Raw genomic sequence first — 14,985 nt, forward strand, 5'->3', positions numbered from 1 at the left:
AGCGGCGAAATCGTCTGGTCCGCGCAATACGACGCCTACGGCAAAGTCGCCGCCGTCACCCTCGCCGGCGAAGACTACCTCGACCAACCGCTGCGCTTTCAGGGGCAGTACTTCGATGTTGAAAGCGGATTGCATTACAACCGGCATCGGTATTACGACCCGAGGCTTGGGCGGTATCTGACGCCGGATCCGGTGAAGCTCGCGGGTGGGTTGAATCAGTATCAGTACGTGCCGAATCCGACGGGGTGGGTGGATCCGTTGGGGTTGAACGGATGCCCGCCAGATGGAGACGGAAAAGGGAATCCAACGGCACCATGCGGGAATGCAAAGGTTGATACCAGAGAACCTCTTCCACCGGATATAGAATGGTCGAGTCCTAGCGTTAAACGAGCTTCTGCGCTGCTGGATCAAGGTGCTAAGGACGTTACTGTTAACAGTCGAGCTGAAGCTGAAGAATTGTTCAGAGGGAAATATTTAGGTCAAGGATATAAGAATGCTGAAGAGTTCAATTCCGTTACCGCCAAAGACTATTTCCAAACGCCCTTTGGGAAAGAATCGTACTATCACTGGGATGACACAGCTGTATCTAATGTTGTGAATCGAAAAGTTTACATGGCAAATCATAGTCCTGACGATCCGCATGCTGTCATGCCTCATCTACAATTACATCCAAAGGACGGCAAAGTAATCCGAATTTACTGGCCAAACTCATTTGCAGGTCAAATATGAAACAGCAGAAGAAAATCGCTCGTAGCGTATGGTATGGACTCGAAGGGACGAGCTACGACAATATTGCACAAGAACTTCCGTGCAAAGATCACTCAAGTCGAAAGTGGGTCTCAATATATGCTAATTACAAATATTCTTTCTCAGGCGATCCGCATCAATATTACGATTTTATTCATAAATCGAAAGGGTTCAGGTTTTCGATTGTAGTGTTTACTGTGGCTATTGAAGAAATTGGCTCCAGCGATGGTATTGATGATCGGGATATCGTGATATTAAACTTTGTACCCGTTAATTCTGAGGAGGATATCTATACGGTTTTGGAACGGCTCGCGATCGATCCGGAATTATTCTGCCCTCCATGGCGGTGCGGGTATCCGATTTGAGTAGTCCGATAGATTGAGAATTAGTAGTCACTACTTAGTACCCTTGCGTGTCTTAAGAGGGGGCATGTGATCGCTAGATTATGATTGTGAACTACATGGAGTTCATGATGCGCTACTGTGCTGGGGTTTAACCAACTAGCTGTGATGTCTGGGCCGGAGGCGCTATAGCATCGAGCAAATACACACTAAACCCCACAACCCCCTTCGCATGATGCTTAGCCTGCGAAGCCATCTCCGCAAGCTGGCTGGCATCAAGCGTTGCACAAGCTTCAGGTCGCAAATGCACCACCCCGATCGATAACGACAACAACGCAAATTCTTGCCGCACACCCTGTCGGTTTGGCGCTACAAAACAACCGGCTTCCAGATGCTCGGGCCGATAGAACCGGCGGCACTGGCTCTGGAAGTCGTCGAGCAGTTGGTTGAGGCGTTTGCGCCAGTCTTCGGGGCCGAGGACGAGGAGGAAGTCGTCGCCGCCGATGTGGCCGACGAAGTCGCGGGTGGGGTCGATGCGTTCGTTGAGGCATTGGGCGAGGCAGAGCAGGACTTCGTCGCCGCGACCGTAGCCGTAGATGTCGTTGAAGGGTTTGAAGCTGTCAATGTCGACGTAGCAGATGATCGATTCGCGGGCCTGTTGCAGCAGGCGGGTGAGGCACTGCTGGATCGGTACGTTGCCCGGCAGCAGGGTGAGGGGATTGGCGTAGCGCGCCTGCTGGATTTTCAGTTCGGTGATCAGTTTCAGCACGTCGATCACTCGGCCGAGGCCTAGATAACCGCCGTTGAGGGTGATGATGAAGTCTTCTTCGATGCGCTGGCGGGCGCGGCTGGTGATCAGGCGGCTGACTTGCTGCAGCGACTGGCTGATTTCCACGGCGAGGAAATCATCGTTCATCAGGCGGCTGATCGGTTTACGTGCAAACAAGTCCGTGGCAAACGGTTTGAGCAGTGCGTCGGACAGGGAATGGCGATGGACGATGCCACAAGGCTGGCCTTGTTCGTCGAGCACCGCGAGCGAATTGAGGTTGGCCTGGCGGCGAAAGGCTTCCAGTACCGTCGCGGTGGGCGTATCGCGTTGCACGGCGGGCTGGTCGTTGAGCAGGGCGCTGAGGTCGCTGCCTTCGTCATTCAGTGCGACGGCGCTGCTGTCGTGTTTGGGCATCATCGCGCGAGCGTCGCGGGACGGATGTTCCTGAGGGCGGCCGAGCAGGTAGCCCTGCACCAGGTCGACGCCCATTTCAGTCAGCACCGCGAGTTCTTCCGGTAGCTCGATGCCCTCGGCGATGACTTGCGCGCGCGAGGCTTTGGCAATTTGCAGAATCGAACCGACAAACTCTCTTTTCAACGCATCCTGATGAATGCCATCAATGAAGTGCCGGTCGATCTTCACGTAATCCGGACGCAATTCCGACCACAGGCGCAGGCTCGAATACCCTGCGCCCAAGTCGTCCAGCGCAATGGAAAAACCCATCGCCCGGTAGTGATGCAGGGCGGTTTGCAGCAACTGGAAGTCATCGATTGGCGTCTGCTCGGTGAGCTCGATGACCACTTGGCTCGGCGCAATGCCCAAGTCCTGCAGCAGTTGCAACGTACGCCCGGGTTGGTGCGCGGCTTCGAGCAAGGATTCTGGAGACACGTTAAGGAACAGCTTGCCCGGCAGTTGCTGCTCATTGAACCGTCGGCAGGCGCTTTGTCGGCAGGCGATTTCCAGTTCACTCAATCGACCAGCCTGTCGCGCCACGGCGAACAGGGCAATCGGAGAGTGAAGAGGGCTGTTGGACGGGCCACGGGTGAGGGCTTCGTAACCGAGAATGCGGCGTTCGGAAAGACAGATGATCGGCTGGAACAGGCTGTGTAAACCGCTTTGAGTCAGGATCGAGCTCAAGGCGCTCAGCTGTTCGGTCGTGGTCATGGCAGTCTCTGGCGATAAAAAAAGGACCGGGAGCGCTTGCTCCCGGTCCTTTATTGCACGACAGAATGATGACTGTTTGATGACGATCCGGGGATCGTCAGCACTAAATTGCCATCACTTACTTCTTGGCCACCTGATTGCTCAGTTTCAGGTAATCCAGCAGCACGCGCCCGGTTTCGCTCAGGTAGGCATCGTCTTCTGGTTTGACCTTGTCCGGCTCGGCAGCGGCCAGTGCGTCTTCGTCTTCTTTCTTCAGCTCTTTGAGCGGTTCTTCGCCTTTGGCCTTGCGACGGATGTTCTCCATCGCCAGTTGCTTGGCGTCGATGTCGGCGTGCTGGGCACGACGATCGGCTTCGTTGAGGCTGACGGTTTTTTCTTCCATCAGTTTCTGCGCCAGGGCCAGCTTGTCGCGGATGAACACGAACTCGGCATCCTTGTTGGTGCGCGAGTCATGTTCGGACTTCAACTGGGCGAGGAACGGCTTGAACGGATCGGCCGCCGGTTTGATCGCCGCGCGAATGGTGTCCCACGGCATGGCTTCCGGCAGGGCACTTTCGCCGATTTCCTTGGTGTCGATCAGCGACGGGTAGTCGATGTCCGGCAGTACGCCCTGATGCTGGGTGCTCTGCCCGGAGACACGGTAGAACTTGGCCAGGGTCAGTTTCAGTTCGCCGTGGTTCAGCGGCTGAATGGTTTGCACAGTGCCTTTACCGAAAGTCTGGCCGCCGATGATCAATGCGCGGTGGTAGTCCTGCATGGCGCCGGCGAAGATCTCCGAGGCCGAGGCGGACAGGCGGTTGACCAACAGCGCCATCGGGCCTTTGTAGAACGCGCCCGGGTTTTCATCTTCGAGCACGTCGACACGGCCGTCGGCGTTACGCACGAGTACGGTCGGACCTTTGTCGATGAACAGGCTGGTCAGCTCGGTGGCTTCCTGCAGGGAGCCGCCGCCGTTGTTGCGCAGGTCGATGACCACGCCGTCGACTTTGTCCTTCTGCAACTCGGTGAGCAGCTTCTTGACGTCGCGAGTGGTGCTCTTGTAGTCCGGATCGCCGGCACGGAATGCCTTGAAGTCGAGGTAGAAGGCCGGGATCTCGATCACGCCAAGTTTGTAGTCCTTGCCGTCCTGTTTCAGGCTGAGGATCGACTTCTTCACGGCCTGATCTTCGAGTTTCACTGCTTCACGAGTGATCGGCACGATCTTGGTGGTCTGGTCGTTCGGCGCATTGCTCGCCGGAATGACTTCCAGACGCACCACGGTGCCTTTCGGACCGCGAATCAATTTGACCACTTCGTCCAGACGCCAGCCGACCACGTCGACCATTTCCTTGTTGCCCTGGGCAACGCCGATGATCTTGTCGGCCGGAGCGACCTGCTTGGTCTTGTCCGCCGGGCCTGCCGGCACCAGACGCACGACCTTCACTTGATCGTTGTCGCTCTGCAACACGGCACCGATGCCCTCGAGGGACAGACTCATGTTGATGTCGAAGTTTTCCGCGTTATCCGGCGACAGATAGTTGGTGTGCGGGTCGTAGGACATGGCGAAGGTGTTGATGTACGCCTGGAAAATGTCCTCGGCACGGGTCTGGTCGAGGCGCGCCAGCTGATTCTTGTAGCGCTTGGTCAGGGTTTCCTGGATCTGCTTCGGGTCTTTGCCGGCGATCTTCTGGCGCAGCACTTCGTCCTTGACGCGTTTGCGCCAGAGGTCGTCGAGTTCCGCGGTGGACTTGAGCCAAGGCGCGTCCTTGCGATCGATCAGCAAGGTCTCCTTGGTGTTGAAGTCCATCTTGTCGACGCCTTTGTTCAGCTCGGCAAGGGCGAAGTCCAGACGCGCTTTGACGCGGTCCAGATAGCGCTTGTAGATGGTGAACCCGGCGTTGAGGTCGCCGCTTTTGAGGAAGTCGTCGAACTGGGTCTTCCACTTGTCGAATTCGGCGATGTCGCTGGCCATGAAATAGCTGCGCGACGGGTCGAGCAGCTTGATGTAGCTGTCGTAGATGATCACCGAGCGCGCATCATCGAGCGGCGGCTTGCTGTAGTGGTGACGCTTGAGCAACTCGACGACGTTCAGGCTGGCGATGACTTCATCGCGATCAGGCTGCAACTTGTCCCAGCTGTTGGCTGCGAATGTGGTGCCCGACACCGGCAACAGGCCGATACCGATGAAAAGAGCGAGGGCGGTGCTGGGGAGCAGATGCTTCATGCTGATTCGACGCGGGGACAATTGATAACGCATATTAGGCCGTCTTTGAAGTCGCCGGTTCTTTGAGAGCCGGTCGCATAATGCAAAAAGCCCGGCGCTACAGCTTCGGGCTCAGTCCAGACTCACTATGGAGGCAGTGTGAAGGCATTGCAAGGCGTTGAAGGTCAAGTGGCATGGGTTGAAGAGCCGAGTCCGACGTGCGATGTAGGACAAGTCCGCATCCGGGTGGCGGCAGCCGGCCTCAATCGCGCCGATTTATTACAGAAAGCAGGGCTTTATCCGCCACCAGCCGGGGCCAGCCAAGTGCTTGGTCTTGAGTGCTCCGGGGTGATCAGCGAGGTCGGCGCGGGCTCGTCCTGGCAAGTCGGTGACCGGGTCTGCGCCTTGCTGGCCGGGGGCGGCATGGCTGAAGAGGTGGTCGTCGACGGACGGCATGTGCTGCCGGTGCCCGAAGGTATTTCGCTGATCGAGGCGGCGGCATTGCCCGAGGTGTACGCCACCGTCTGGCTGAATGTGTTTCAACTTGCAGCGCTGAAACCCGGTGAGAAAATTCTCCTGCACGCCGGCGCAAGTGGAATCGGTTCAGCCGCCATTCAGCTGTGCAAAGCCTTCGGCAACCCGTGCTGGGTCAGCGTCGGTTCCGCCGAACGCCTGGCTTACTGCGAAGCGTTGGGTGCGCAGGGCGGCGTGGTGCGCACCGATGAAATTGAAAGCCTGCGCGACTTCGGGCCGTTCGATGTGATTCTCGACCCGGTGGGCGGCAATTATGCGGCGCTGAACCTCAAGCTGATGGCGCTGGACGGACGTTGGGTGCTGATCGGTTTGATGGGCGGGCGCGAGGCGAAGATGGATCTGGCGCAGGTGTTGGCCAAGCGTGTGCAACTGCTCGGTTCGACGTTGCGCAGCCGTAGCGATCAATTCAAGGCCGATCTGCTCAGTGATCTGGGCCAGCATGTGTGGCCGCTGTTTGCCGAGGGCCGCTTGCGTCCGCAATTGGCCAGAGCCTTTGCGGTGAAGGATGCCGAAGCAGCGTTTGCCGAACTGGCGAGCAATACGGTGGCGGGCAAGTTGGTGTTGGTGATCAATGAGGGTTTGAGCTGACAGCAAAGCAAGGTCAAAAGATCGCAGCCTTCGGCAGCTCCTACAGAGGCACGCATTCCAAAAGTAGGAGCTGCCGAAGGCTGCGATCTTTTGCTTTTATTTCCAGAGGTGGATCGGCCAGCCGGATTTTTCCGCGTGCTCGAGTAGCACCGGATCCGGATTGACCACGTGTGGAAAATCCACTTTCAACAGCAGCGGCAAGTCATTGCGCGAATCGGAATAGAAACTCGCGCCCTCGAGGTTTTCTTCTTCGGCGTCCAGCCATTCCAGCAGGCGAGTGATCTTGCCTTCGCGGTAGGTCAACGTGCCCACGGTATGGCCGCTGTAAACGCCGTGCGCGACTTCCAGTTCAATCCCTAGAATCTCGTCGATGCCGAGTCGATCGGCAATCGGTCTGACCAGGTGCGTGCCCGACGCCGAGATCACCAGAATCCGGTCGCCGGCCTTGCGGTGCGCGGCGATGGTTTTGGTCGCGTCGCTGAAGATGATCGGTTCGATAAAGTCTTCAACCCACGGCCCGACCAGGTGCTCGACTTCTTCTGGCGTACGGCCGATCAGCGGTTCGAGGCTGAACGCCATGTAATCTTCCATGCGTAATTTGCCATGGCTGTAGGCGTCCATCAGTTCGTTGTTCTTGCGCATGAACGACTCGGGATCGACCCAGCCCAGGCGCCCCATCTGCTCGCTCCAGAGGGTGGCGCAGTCGCCGTGGATCAACGTTTCGTCCAGATCAAAAATTGCCATGGCCATCAGTGCAGTTCTCTCTTCAACGTCAGCAAAGTCATCAGGCTACCTCACACAGGGCCGTCGGATCGATGGAAAGTGCCAGGCGTTGTCCGTCGGGATGCAGATCGGCGGCGGAGCGGTTGAGTACGTCGACCACCAGTTCCACCCCGCGCGCTTCGACGCGATAGCGAATGACGTTGCCGAGCAGGCTGTGGCTGCGGATCTGCGCGTCGAGTTCGCCGTCAAGGCTCAGTTCGATGGCTTCCGGGCGGATGGCGATGCGATGGTTGACCGGCCGTTGCAACAGCTTCGAGGCGGCATCTGCGTCGAGCAGGTTGTAGTTGCCGATGAAGCCGGCGGCGAATACATCGACCGGAGCGGTGTAGAGGGTTTCGGCGTCGCCGCTCTGGACGATCTTTCCCTGGTTCATCAGGAAAATCCGGTCCGACATGGTCAGCGCTTCTTCCTGATCGTGGGTGACGAAGATCGTGGTCAGGCCGAGTTCGCGCTGGATCTGACGAATCTGTTCGCGCAGGTGTTTGCGAATCCGTGCGTCGAGCGCCGACAGCGGCTCATCCAGCAGCAACAAGCGCGGGCGGGTCACCAGCGACCGGGCGAGGGCGACACGTTGGCACTGCCCACCTGACAGTTGATGCGGATAGCGGCTGGCGAAGTCGTGCAGTTCAACCAGTTTCAACACTTCAGAGACGCGCTTGTGGCTGTCATCGGCGTTGACCTTTTGCATGCGCAGGCCGAAGGCGACGTTCTGTTCGACGGTCATGTTGGGGAATAGCGCGTAGCTTTGAAAGACCATACCGATGCCACGTTTCTGTGGGCTCAACGGCACGAGGTCGACACCGTCGAGGAGGATCTTGCCGCCATCCACCGGGGTCAGGCCGGCGATGCAACGCAGCAAAGTCGACTTGCCGCACCCGGACGGGCCGAGCAGGGTGACGAACTCGCCTTTGTTGATTTCGCAATCGATGTCGCTGAACACCGTGGTGCCGGCATAACTTTTCTGCAGGTGTCGGACGCTGACGTAGCTCATTCGCTTTTGTCCTTGTTCAAGATGTTGGCGATCCAGGTCAGGACCAGCACGAAAAAGAAATACGAAATGACCAGCGCACTGGTGAAGTGACCGCTGCTGTTGCGCATGTTGTTCAGGTACACCTGCAAGGTTTCGTAGCGCGTGCCGACGAGGATGTTGGCGAACACGAACTCACCGAAGAGGAACGAGAAAGACAGTAGCAGCGCCACCATCAGGCCTTTGCGCAAGTTCGGCAGCACCACCAGAAACGCCGCTTGAAAAGTGCTGGCGCCAAGCAGTTGAGCGGCGTCCATCAGGTCGCGCAGGTTGATCGCTTGCAGGTTGTTGGTGATCGCGCGGTACATGAACGGCAGCGCCACGGTGAAGTAGCAGCCGATCAGAATCCATGGTGTGCCGACCATCGCCATCGGCCCGGAACCGTAGAGCTGCAGCAGCCCCACCGAGGACACCACCGGCGGCACCGCGAAGGGCAGCAGGATGAGGATGTTCATCAGCGCATCGAGTTTCGGAAAGTAGTAATGCACGACAAACAGCAGCGGCAGGATCAGCACCACCGATAACACCAGCGCGCCGACGCAGACGATCAGCGACTGCCCGAATGCGTGGAGAAAGCGCGGATCGCTCCACAGCTGGATGTACCACTTGAAGGTGAAGCCGCTCGGCAGAATGGTCGCCGACCAACTGCTGGCGATCGAATAGAGCAGCGTGCCCAGCAGCGGCAACAGCAGAATGGCGAACAGCAGATAGACCACGACGCGGTGGTAGACGCCGGCCGGGCCGGATTCAGCGCGAGACATGGTAGCTCCTCTTCAACAGCAATTGATGCACGACGGTGACGATGGTCATCAGCGCCACGAGCACCACGGCCAGCGCGCTGGCCAGGTTCGGATCAAGGGAAATGTCGCCGGAGACCATCGCCGCAATACGGATCGGCAGAACGTTGAAGTTGCCGGTGGTCAGCGCATAAACCGTGGCGTAGGCGCCGAGGGCGTTGGCCAGCAGGATCACGAACGTGCCGAGCAACGCCGGGGTCAATACTGGCAGGCCGATGTGCCGCCAGAACTGCCAGCCGTTGGCGCCGAGCAGTGCGGCGGACTCGCGCCAGTCTTCACGCAGAGCGTCGAAAGCCGGATAGAGCAGCAGCACGCCGAGGGGAATCTGGAAGTAGGTGTAGAGGATGATCAGGCCGGTTTTCGAATACAGGTTGAAGTCCTGAATGATCCCCGACTGCTTGAGCATGATGGTGATGCTGCCGTTGAAACCGAGCAGGATGATGAACGCGAACGCCAGCGGCACGCCGGCAAAATTGCTGGTCATGTTGGCGAAGGCATTCACGAAGTTGCGCAGCTTCGAATCGACGCGGCGTAGTGAATACGCACCAAGCACGGCGATGATGATGCCGAATACGCTCGACCAGAAACTGATCTCCAGGCTGTACTGGATTGCCTGCCGATAGAACTTCGAACCGAAGATCTTGCTGAAATTGGCCAGGCCCCAGCCGGACTCTTCCGATTGCAGGCTGTTGATCATCACCCAGACCAGCGGGGCGATTTCGAAGACGATAAAGAACAGCGCGAAAGGCACCAGACACAGCGCCGCGAGCCATTTGCCGCGAGTCATGGCATTCACTTGAGCAGCTCCCGGCACACAGGTTTGTCGTGGGGCACGCCGAGCAGCTCGCAAACCGTGCCGCAGAGCTCGGTCTGCTTCGGTGTGACATCAGGGTTGAGGCTGAACGCCTCGCCGAGGACGAACAGCGGCACCTGACGTTCTTCCGCCAGCAGGCCGTTGTGCGAGCGATCGTTGTTCATGCCGTGGTCGGCGGTCACCAGCACCTGATAACCTGCGTCGAGCCAGGTCTGCAGATAGTCGGCGAGGATGACGTCAGCCGAGCGCGCGCTGTTGCGGTATTGCGCGCTGTCGAGGCCGTGCTTGTGGCCGGCGTCGTCGATATTCATCGGGTGGATCAGGAGGAAATCCGGCGCATGACGCAGGCGCAGGTTCTCCGCGTCGGCGAACAGGTGCGAATCCGGATAATGGTCGTTCCAGTAGAAATGCCCGTGCTGGATCGGCAATGTCGGATCGTCGGTGTGGCGGTCGCGCGCGGCCACGAACGGTGAGCGGTTATACAACTCGCTGACCCAGTGATACGCCGCAGCGGCGGTTTTCAGCCCGGCATCGCGGGCGTAGTGATAGATGCTGCGCTGGTTTGACAGGCGCGAGACATTGTTGTGAACGATGCCGCTGTCGATCGGTGGCACGCCGGTGAGGATACATTCGTAAAGCGGTCGGGACAGGGCGGGCAATTCGCACTCCAGTTGATAGAGCGCCGCGCGTCCTGCGCCAACATAAGCCTGCAGATGCCCCATGGCGTGACACGCAACCTCGTAGTTGAGGCCGTCGAGCACGACAAGGATGACGTTGTGCTTCATAGGGGCAAGAACTCCGCGAAATTCAGATATTCCGAAATCAACCCGATCCCCTGTGGGAGCGAACCCGCTCGCGAATGCAATACATCATTCAACAGTGATGTCGACTGACGCGCCGCCTTCGCGAGCAGGCTCGCTCCCACATTCGGATCTTCAGCGGATCCCGAACAGGGGGATCACAGGATTACTTCATCTCTACGATGACTTCTTCGTTCCACTGCTGCGGCAGGGCTTTGGAGGTCTTTTCCCACGCGTCGGCGTCCTTGACTGGCGTAACGTTTTTGTATTGCTCGTTCGGCAGCAGTTTGGCTTTCACGTCTTCCGGCAGTTGCAGGTGTTCGGCGCGGATCGGCCGGGCGTTGCCGCGGGCGAGGTTGGTCTGGCCGGCGTCGCTGAAGATGTATTCGCGCGTCAGCTTGGCGGCATTGGGGTTTTTCGCGTACTTGTTGATGATCGTGGTGTAGCCGGAAATCACCGAGCCGTCGGATGGAATCAGCACTACGTAATCATCCGGGTTGGCCATCTTGGCTTTGTAGCTCAGGCCATTGAAGTCCCAGACCACGCCGACTTCAATCTCGCCTTTTTCCATAGTGGCGATGGTCGGGTTGGCCATCGACAGACGACCCTGTTTGGCGAGGTCGGCGAACAACAGCAGTGCAGGCTTGATGTTTTTCTCGTCACCGCCATTGGCCAGTGCGGCAGCGAGGACACCGTTGGCGGCCTGGGCAGCAGTGCTCACGTCGCCGATGGAGACTTTGTATTTACCGGTTTTCAGGTCAGCCCATTTGGTCGGCACGTCGGAGCCGTTCAGCAGCTTCTTGTTGACGATGAAGGCGATGGTGCCGGTGTAGGCCAGTGCCCAGTTGCCGTCCTTGTCCTTGGCCCAGTCCGGAATCTGATCCCAGGTGCTTGGCTTGTACGGTTGCACCACGCCTTGCTTGACCGCGATCGGGCCGAAGGCAGCACCGACGTCGCCGATATCGGCGGTGGCGTTGTCTTTTTCAGCGGCGAACTTGGCGATTTCCTGAGCCGAACTCATATCGGTGTCGATGTGTTTCAAGCCGTAATTCGCAGCCAGATCATCCCAGGTGCCTTTCCAGTTGGCCCAGTTGTCGGGCATGCCGACGCTATTGACGGCGCCTTCCGCTTTCGCAGCGGCTTCGAGGGTTTTCAGATCGGTGTCGGCCGCCATGGCGGCGCTGCACATTGCAATGGTCGAGCCTAACAGTGTTGCCAGGAAAAGCTGTTTCATTCCGAAGCTCCTTGGTCGTGTTCAACGCTGCGATTGCGGTTGGGTTGGTCTAGGTCAGCAATACCTGAGCCAATTTAGGCGGGCTGGATGACATTTTGATGTCGATGGCCTTGTGGCTGATCTTTTCTCCGCCCGGGATTGGCCGTTGCCAAACAAGCGTAGACCATGACGCAGGCCCGATACGCAAGGGACTTGGCCGATGTATTGCAAGCCGTGAAAACGACCGTTGGGTAGTTTTGTCATCTGTCGGTCATCTGCACTGCCTAGGCTTGCAACACACGAAAGCGCTCTGAGCAGCGCCCGGATTTGCCCTGAAACAGTGCTGGTCTAGTCCAGATAGGTAACGTTGATGCGCGATGAGGCAACGAAAGCGGTGACAGCGATTGGCCAGGTGCTGCAGGAGCAGATCGATCATGGTTTGCTGGCGGCCGGGAGCAAGTTGCCCGCTGAACGCAAGCTCAGCGAGTTGTTCGGGACGACGCGGATCACTGTGCGTGAAGCGCTGTTGCAATTGGAGGCGCAAGGGCAGATTTATCGTGAGGAGCGGCGCGGCTGGTTCGTGTCGCCGCCGCGTCTGGCGTACAACCTGATGCAGCGCAGTCATTTTCACGCGATGGTCAGTGCGCAGGGGCGTGAGCCGTCAACCGAGGTGATTTCGGCGCGGTTGCAGCCGGCTTCGGCGGCGGTGTGTGCGTGGTTGCAGCTGCCGGCTTTGTCGAGCGTGATTCAGATTTGCCGCTCGCGGCGCATTGATGGGCGACTGGTGTTGTATGTGGAGCACTATCTGAATCCGCAGTTTTTTCCGGGGATTCTTGAGTTCGATTTGAATCAGTCGATCACTGAGTTGTATGCGCGGCATTTCGATTTGCACTATGGGCGGGTGCGGTTTGAGATTGTGCCTACGTCTTTATCTGTCGATGCGGCGGCGGCTTTGCGGGTGTCGGTGGGGAGTCCGGGATTGAGGATTGCTCGGGTCAATTATGATCAGCATGGGCGGCTGATTGATTGTGATCTGGAGTTTTGGCGGCATGATGCGATTCACGTAGGGGTTGATGTGGTTTGATCTTTTTTGACCTTGGCGGCCTTTGGGCCGACCAGGTTTTGGGGGTTTGGGTGAATATCCGTTGCTGCGGTAACGGCTTCTTATGGTTCCGCCCTTACGGCGGGTCACTTTTTCAAACGCCAAAAAGTAACCAAAAGGCTGCGCCCTGACGTTCGGCCCGCTCGCTGGGGCTCGGGGTTCCTTCGCTGCGGGATCGATCCTGGCGCAGCGGCTCCGGTTTGCTTCGCTGCACCTACACTCGCTGTGTACGACTGCGTCGTACGGTCGCTGCGCTCCCACGCCCGGTTCAATCCCTCCACTCAGCCTGCCGACGGGCTCCGAGATCAAGATCAAAAGCGGTGCTCGAGCTAACGCTCATCGTGTGTAGGAGCTGCCGAAGGCTGCGATCTTTTGTTTTTGCTTTCGCTTTTCTGTGGGAAGCGAGCCTGCTCGCGAAGGCGGCCTGTCAGCCGACCAATCTCTGTCGGATGTACTTAATCCCTGTGGGAGCGAGCCTGCTCGCGAAAGCGCCCCCACAGTCAACCCCTCTCTACTTGCCCACCCTCGCATTCCCATACAGATAATCCGTCGCCAATGACGCCAATGTCCTCACCCCAACCACCAACGCCGACTCATCCACAAAGAACCCCGGATTGTGATTCGGCGCGGCTTTGCTCATGTCCTGGTCCCTCGGGGTCACTCCAAGAAACACAAACAGTCCCGGCGCTTCCTTGGCGAAGAACGAGAAATCTTCCGCCCCACCCACCATCGGTCCCTGCACCACATCATCCTTGGCCGCCCACTTCAATGTCGGCAGCATTTTCTCGGTCAGTGCCGGGTTGTTAATCGTCGGGTCGTATTTTTCGATGATGGTGACGTCGGCTTTGGCGCCGCCGCTTTCGGCGATTTTCTCGATGGTCTGGCGTACGTCGCTGTGCAGTTTCTGGCGGATGCCGTAGTCGTAGGAGCGGATGGTGCCGGTCATGTCGAGTGATTCGGGGATGATGTTGTAGCGGGTGCCGCCGTTGATGGTGCCGATGCTGACCACCGACGGGTAAGAGGAAATGTCGGTGCGGCGGCTGACCACGGTTTGCAGGCCGACGATGGTTTGCGCGCCGACGGTGATTGGGTCGATGCCATCCCAGGGGCGGCCGGCGTGGGTTTGTTTGCCGTGGATCTTGATGCGCAGGTCGTCGGAGCTGGCCAGGGTCGGGCCGGGGCGGTAGGCGATCTGGCCGGCGGGGACGCCGGCCCAGACATGCAGCCCGAACACCGCGTCTGGTTTCGGCGATTTCATTACGCCTTCCTCGACCATCATCTTCGCGCCCCAGGTGTTTTTGCCGTCGGGAATGAAGTCGCTCGGGCCTTCTTCGGCGGGCTGGAAGTAGAAGACGACGGTGCCGGGCAGGGTGTCGCGCATGCCCGTCAGAATTTTCGCTGCGCTGAGCAGGATGGCGGTGTGGGCGTCGTGGCCGCAGGCGTGCATGACGTCGACTTCCTTGTCCAGATACGTGCCTTTGGCTTTCGAAGCGAACGGCAAGTCGGAGACTTCCTTGACCGGCAGCGCGTCCATGTCGGCGCGCAGGGCGACGGTCGGGCCGGGCAGGGCGCCTTTGAGAATGGCGACAACGCCGGTGCGGGCGACGCCGGTTTTCACTTCCAGGCCCATGGCTTGCAGCTGTTTGGCGACCAGTTCAGCGGTGCGTTTTTCAGTGTTGCCAAGTTCTGGATGAGCGTGAAGGTCGCGGCGGGTTTCCAGCAGCTCCGGCTCGAGCTTCTGCGCCTGCTCGGCGATGCGCGTGCGGGCGCTGTCCATCGTCGCGGCACTGGCGTGGCTGGCGACCAGGGTGAGCAAAAGGGTCTGGGCAATGCGCGTCAGTTGCATGGGCTTCTCCTTGATTATTGTTGTTGGCTTCCTTGCCTGTGACAAAGGCTTTGCACGCAAGTGCGATCGGGTCCGGAAAGCGCTATGCGCTCCGACAGATTTACGTTTGAGCATAATTTATCAGCGAAAACTCCTACCGCTTTATCAGTTCCGTCCGGCGTGACAGATAAAACGCGGGCGATAACCATGTACCGCACCGCACAACATCTATTTCCATAAATTTCTCCAGGTGCCGGTCACGTTATTGGCTGTTTGAGGATAACGGGTCAGTGCGACAA

Annotated in this window: 13 protein-coding genes; 4 read left to right on the forward strand and 9 right to left on the reverse strand. The window is 58.5% G+C overall.

Features of this window, described 5'->3' with window-relative positions:
* Both AC0Z5Z_RS21905 and AC0Z5Z_RS21910 read left to right on the forward strand, forming a co-directional pair.
* The coding region (locus AC0Z5Z_RS21905) for an RHS repeat-associated core domain-containing protein (RefSeq protein ID WP_485611628.1) at positions 1–729 on the forward strand (729 nt) is incomplete at its 5' end.
* Positions 726–1,112, forward strand: a complete 387-nt coding sequence (locus AC0Z5Z_RS21910; RefSeq protein WP_263469732.1) for a hypothetical protein — start codon at positions 726–728, stop codon at positions 1,110–1,112. The genes AC0Z5Z_RS21905 and AC0Z5Z_RS21910, both read left to right, overlap by 4 nt.
* A 127-nt stretch (positions 1,113–1,239) precedes the next feature.
* Here AC0Z5Z_RS21910 and AC0Z5Z_RS21915 read toward each other — a convergent pair whose 3' ends face one another.
* A complete protein-coding gene (locus AC0Z5Z_RS21915; RefSeq protein WP_236169464.1) occupies positions 1,240–3,021 on the reverse strand; it encodes a bifunctional diguanylate cyclase/phosphodiesterase in 1,782 nt (593 codons plus the stop codon).
* A 118-nt stretch (positions 3,022–3,139) separates the two neighbouring features.
* Entirely contained in the window at positions 3,140–5,224 is a 2,085-nt protein-coding gene (locus AC0Z5Z_RS21920) for a carboxy terminal-processing peptidase (RefSeq protein ID WP_177434207.1), read from the reverse strand.
* A gap of 138 nt (positions 5,225–5,362) precedes the next feature.
* On the opposite strand from AC0Z5Z_RS21920, the gene AC0Z5Z_RS21925 reads away from it, so the two are divergent.
* On the forward strand, positions 5,363–6,325 hold the full coding sequence (locus AC0Z5Z_RS21925; protein ID WP_236169465.1) for a zinc-binding dehydrogenase: 963 nt from the start codon (positions 5,363–5,365) through the stop codon (positions 6,323–6,325).
* A gap of 96 nt (positions 6,326–6,421) precedes the next feature.
* Here the strand turns inward: AC0Z5Z_RS21925 and AC0Z5Z_RS21930 are convergent, their stop codons facing one another.
* The 6 genes from AC0Z5Z_RS21930 to AC0Z5Z_RS21955 all read right to left on the reverse strand — a co-directional run bounded on the left by AC0Z5Z_RS21930 (position 6,422) and on the right by AC0Z5Z_RS21955 (position 11,780).
* Complete coding sequence (locus tag AC0Z5Z_RS21930) at positions 6,422–7,075, reverse strand: HAD family hydrolase (RefSeq protein ID WP_485611629.1); 654 nt, start codon at positions 7,073–7,075, stop codon at positions 6,422–6,424.
* A 34-nt stretch (positions 7,076–7,109) separates the two neighbouring features.
* Complete coding sequence (locus tag AC0Z5Z_RS21935) at positions 7,110–8,099, reverse strand: ABC transporter ATP-binding protein (RefSeq protein WP_150638743.1); 990 nt, start codon at positions 8,097–8,099, stop codon at positions 7,110–7,112.
* Positions 8,096–8,896, reverse strand: a complete 801-nt coding sequence (locus AC0Z5Z_RS21940; RefSeq protein ID WP_460093937.1) for an ABC transporter permease — start codon at positions 8,894–8,896, stop codon at positions 8,096–8,098. The genes AC0Z5Z_RS21935 and AC0Z5Z_RS21940 overlap by 4 nt, the downstream gene beginning before the upstream one ends.
* Positions 8,883–9,719, reverse strand: coding sequence for an ABC transporter permease (locus tag AC0Z5Z_RS21945; protein WP_162245414.1), 837 nt, complete (start codon positions 9,717–9,719; stop codon positions 8,883–8,885). Before AC0Z5Z_RS21945 ends, AC0Z5Z_RS21940 begins: the two co-directional genes overlap by 14 nt.
* 5 nt (positions 9,720–9,724) lie before the next feature.
* Positions 9,725–10,531 (reverse strand): alkaline phosphatase family protein, encoded by an 807-nt coding sequence (locus tag AC0Z5Z_RS21950; RefSeq protein ID WP_252869047.1) that lies wholly within the window; start codon positions 10,529–10,531, stop codon positions 9,725–9,727.
* Positions 10,532–10,712: 181 nt separating this feature from the next.
* The gene (locus AC0Z5Z_RS21955; RefSeq protein WP_041479304.1) at positions 10,713–11,780 is read right to left on the reverse strand and encodes an ABC transporter substrate-binding protein; all 1,068 of its coding nucleotides are present in this window, start codon (positions 11,778–11,780) and stop codon (positions 10,713–10,715) included.
* Positions 11,781–12,129: 349 nt separating this feature from the next.
* Between AC0Z5Z_RS21955 and phnR the strand changes: the two genes are divergently transcribed.
* Positions 12,130–12,843, forward strand: a complete 714-nt coding sequence (phnR, locus tag AC0Z5Z_RS21960; protein ID WP_016773745.1) for a phosphonate utilization transcriptional regulator PhnR — start codon at positions 12,130–12,132, stop codon at positions 12,841–12,843.
* A gap of 529 nt (positions 12,844–13,372) precedes the next feature.
* Here the strand turns inward: phnR and AC0Z5Z_RS21965 are convergent.
* Positions 13,373–14,707, reverse strand: a complete 1,335-nt coding sequence (locus AC0Z5Z_RS21965) for an amidohydrolase (RefSeq protein ID WP_485611630.1) — start codon at positions 14,705–14,707, stop codon at positions 13,373–13,375.
* Between the last annotated feature and the right edge of the window lie 278 nt (positions 14,708–14,985).

Source organism: Pseudomonas sp. 1L-E-NC-VB-C3 (assembly GCF_057291535.1).

Bases quoted from the DNA above. Each gene is read 5' to 3' on its own strand.
- AC0Z5Z_RS21910 (WP_263469732.1), top strand. From the start codon at position 726: ATGAAACAGCAGAAGAAAATCGCTCGTAGCGTATGGTATGGACTCGAA.
- AC0Z5Z_RS21915 (WP_236169464.1), bottom strand. From the start codon at position 3,021: ATGACCACGACCGAACAGCTGAGCGCCTTGAGCTCGATCCTGACTCAA.
- AC0Z5Z_RS21920 (WP_177434207.1), bottom strand. From the start codon at position 5,224: ATGAAGCATCTGCTCCCCAGCACCGCCCTCGCTCTTTTCATCGGTATC.
- AC0Z5Z_RS21930 (WP_485611629.1), bottom strand. From the start codon at position 7,075: ATGGCCATGGCAATTTTTGATCTGGACGAAACGTTGATCCACGGCGAC.
- AC0Z5Z_RS21935 (WP_150638743.1), bottom strand. From the start codon at position 8,099: ATGAGCTACGTCAGCGTCCGACACCTGCAGAAAAGTTATGCCGGCACC.
- AC0Z5Z_RS21940 (WP_460093937.1), bottom strand. From the start codon at position 8,896: ATGTCTCGCGCTGAATCCGGCCCGGCCGGCGTCTACCACCGCGTCGTG.
- AC0Z5Z_RS21945 (WP_162245414.1), bottom strand. From the start codon at position 9,719: ATGACTCGCGGCAAATGGCTCGCGGCGCTGTGTCTGGTGCCTTTCGCG.
- AC0Z5Z_RS21950 (WP_252869047.1), bottom strand. From the start codon at position 10,531: ATGAAGCACAACGTCATCCTTGTCGTGCTCGACGGCCTCAACTACGAG.
- AC0Z5Z_RS21955 (WP_041479304.1), bottom strand. From the start codon at position 11,780: ATGAAACAGCTTTTCCTGGCAACACTGTTAGGCTCGACCATTGCAATG.
- phnR (WP_016773745.1), top strand. From the start codon at position 12,130: ATGCGCGATGAGGCAACGAAAGCGGTGACAGCGATTGGCCAGGTGCTG.
- AC0Z5Z_RS21965 (WP_485611630.1), bottom strand. From the start codon at position 14,707: ATGCAACTGACGCGCATTGCCCAGACCCTTTTGCTCACCCTGGTCGCC.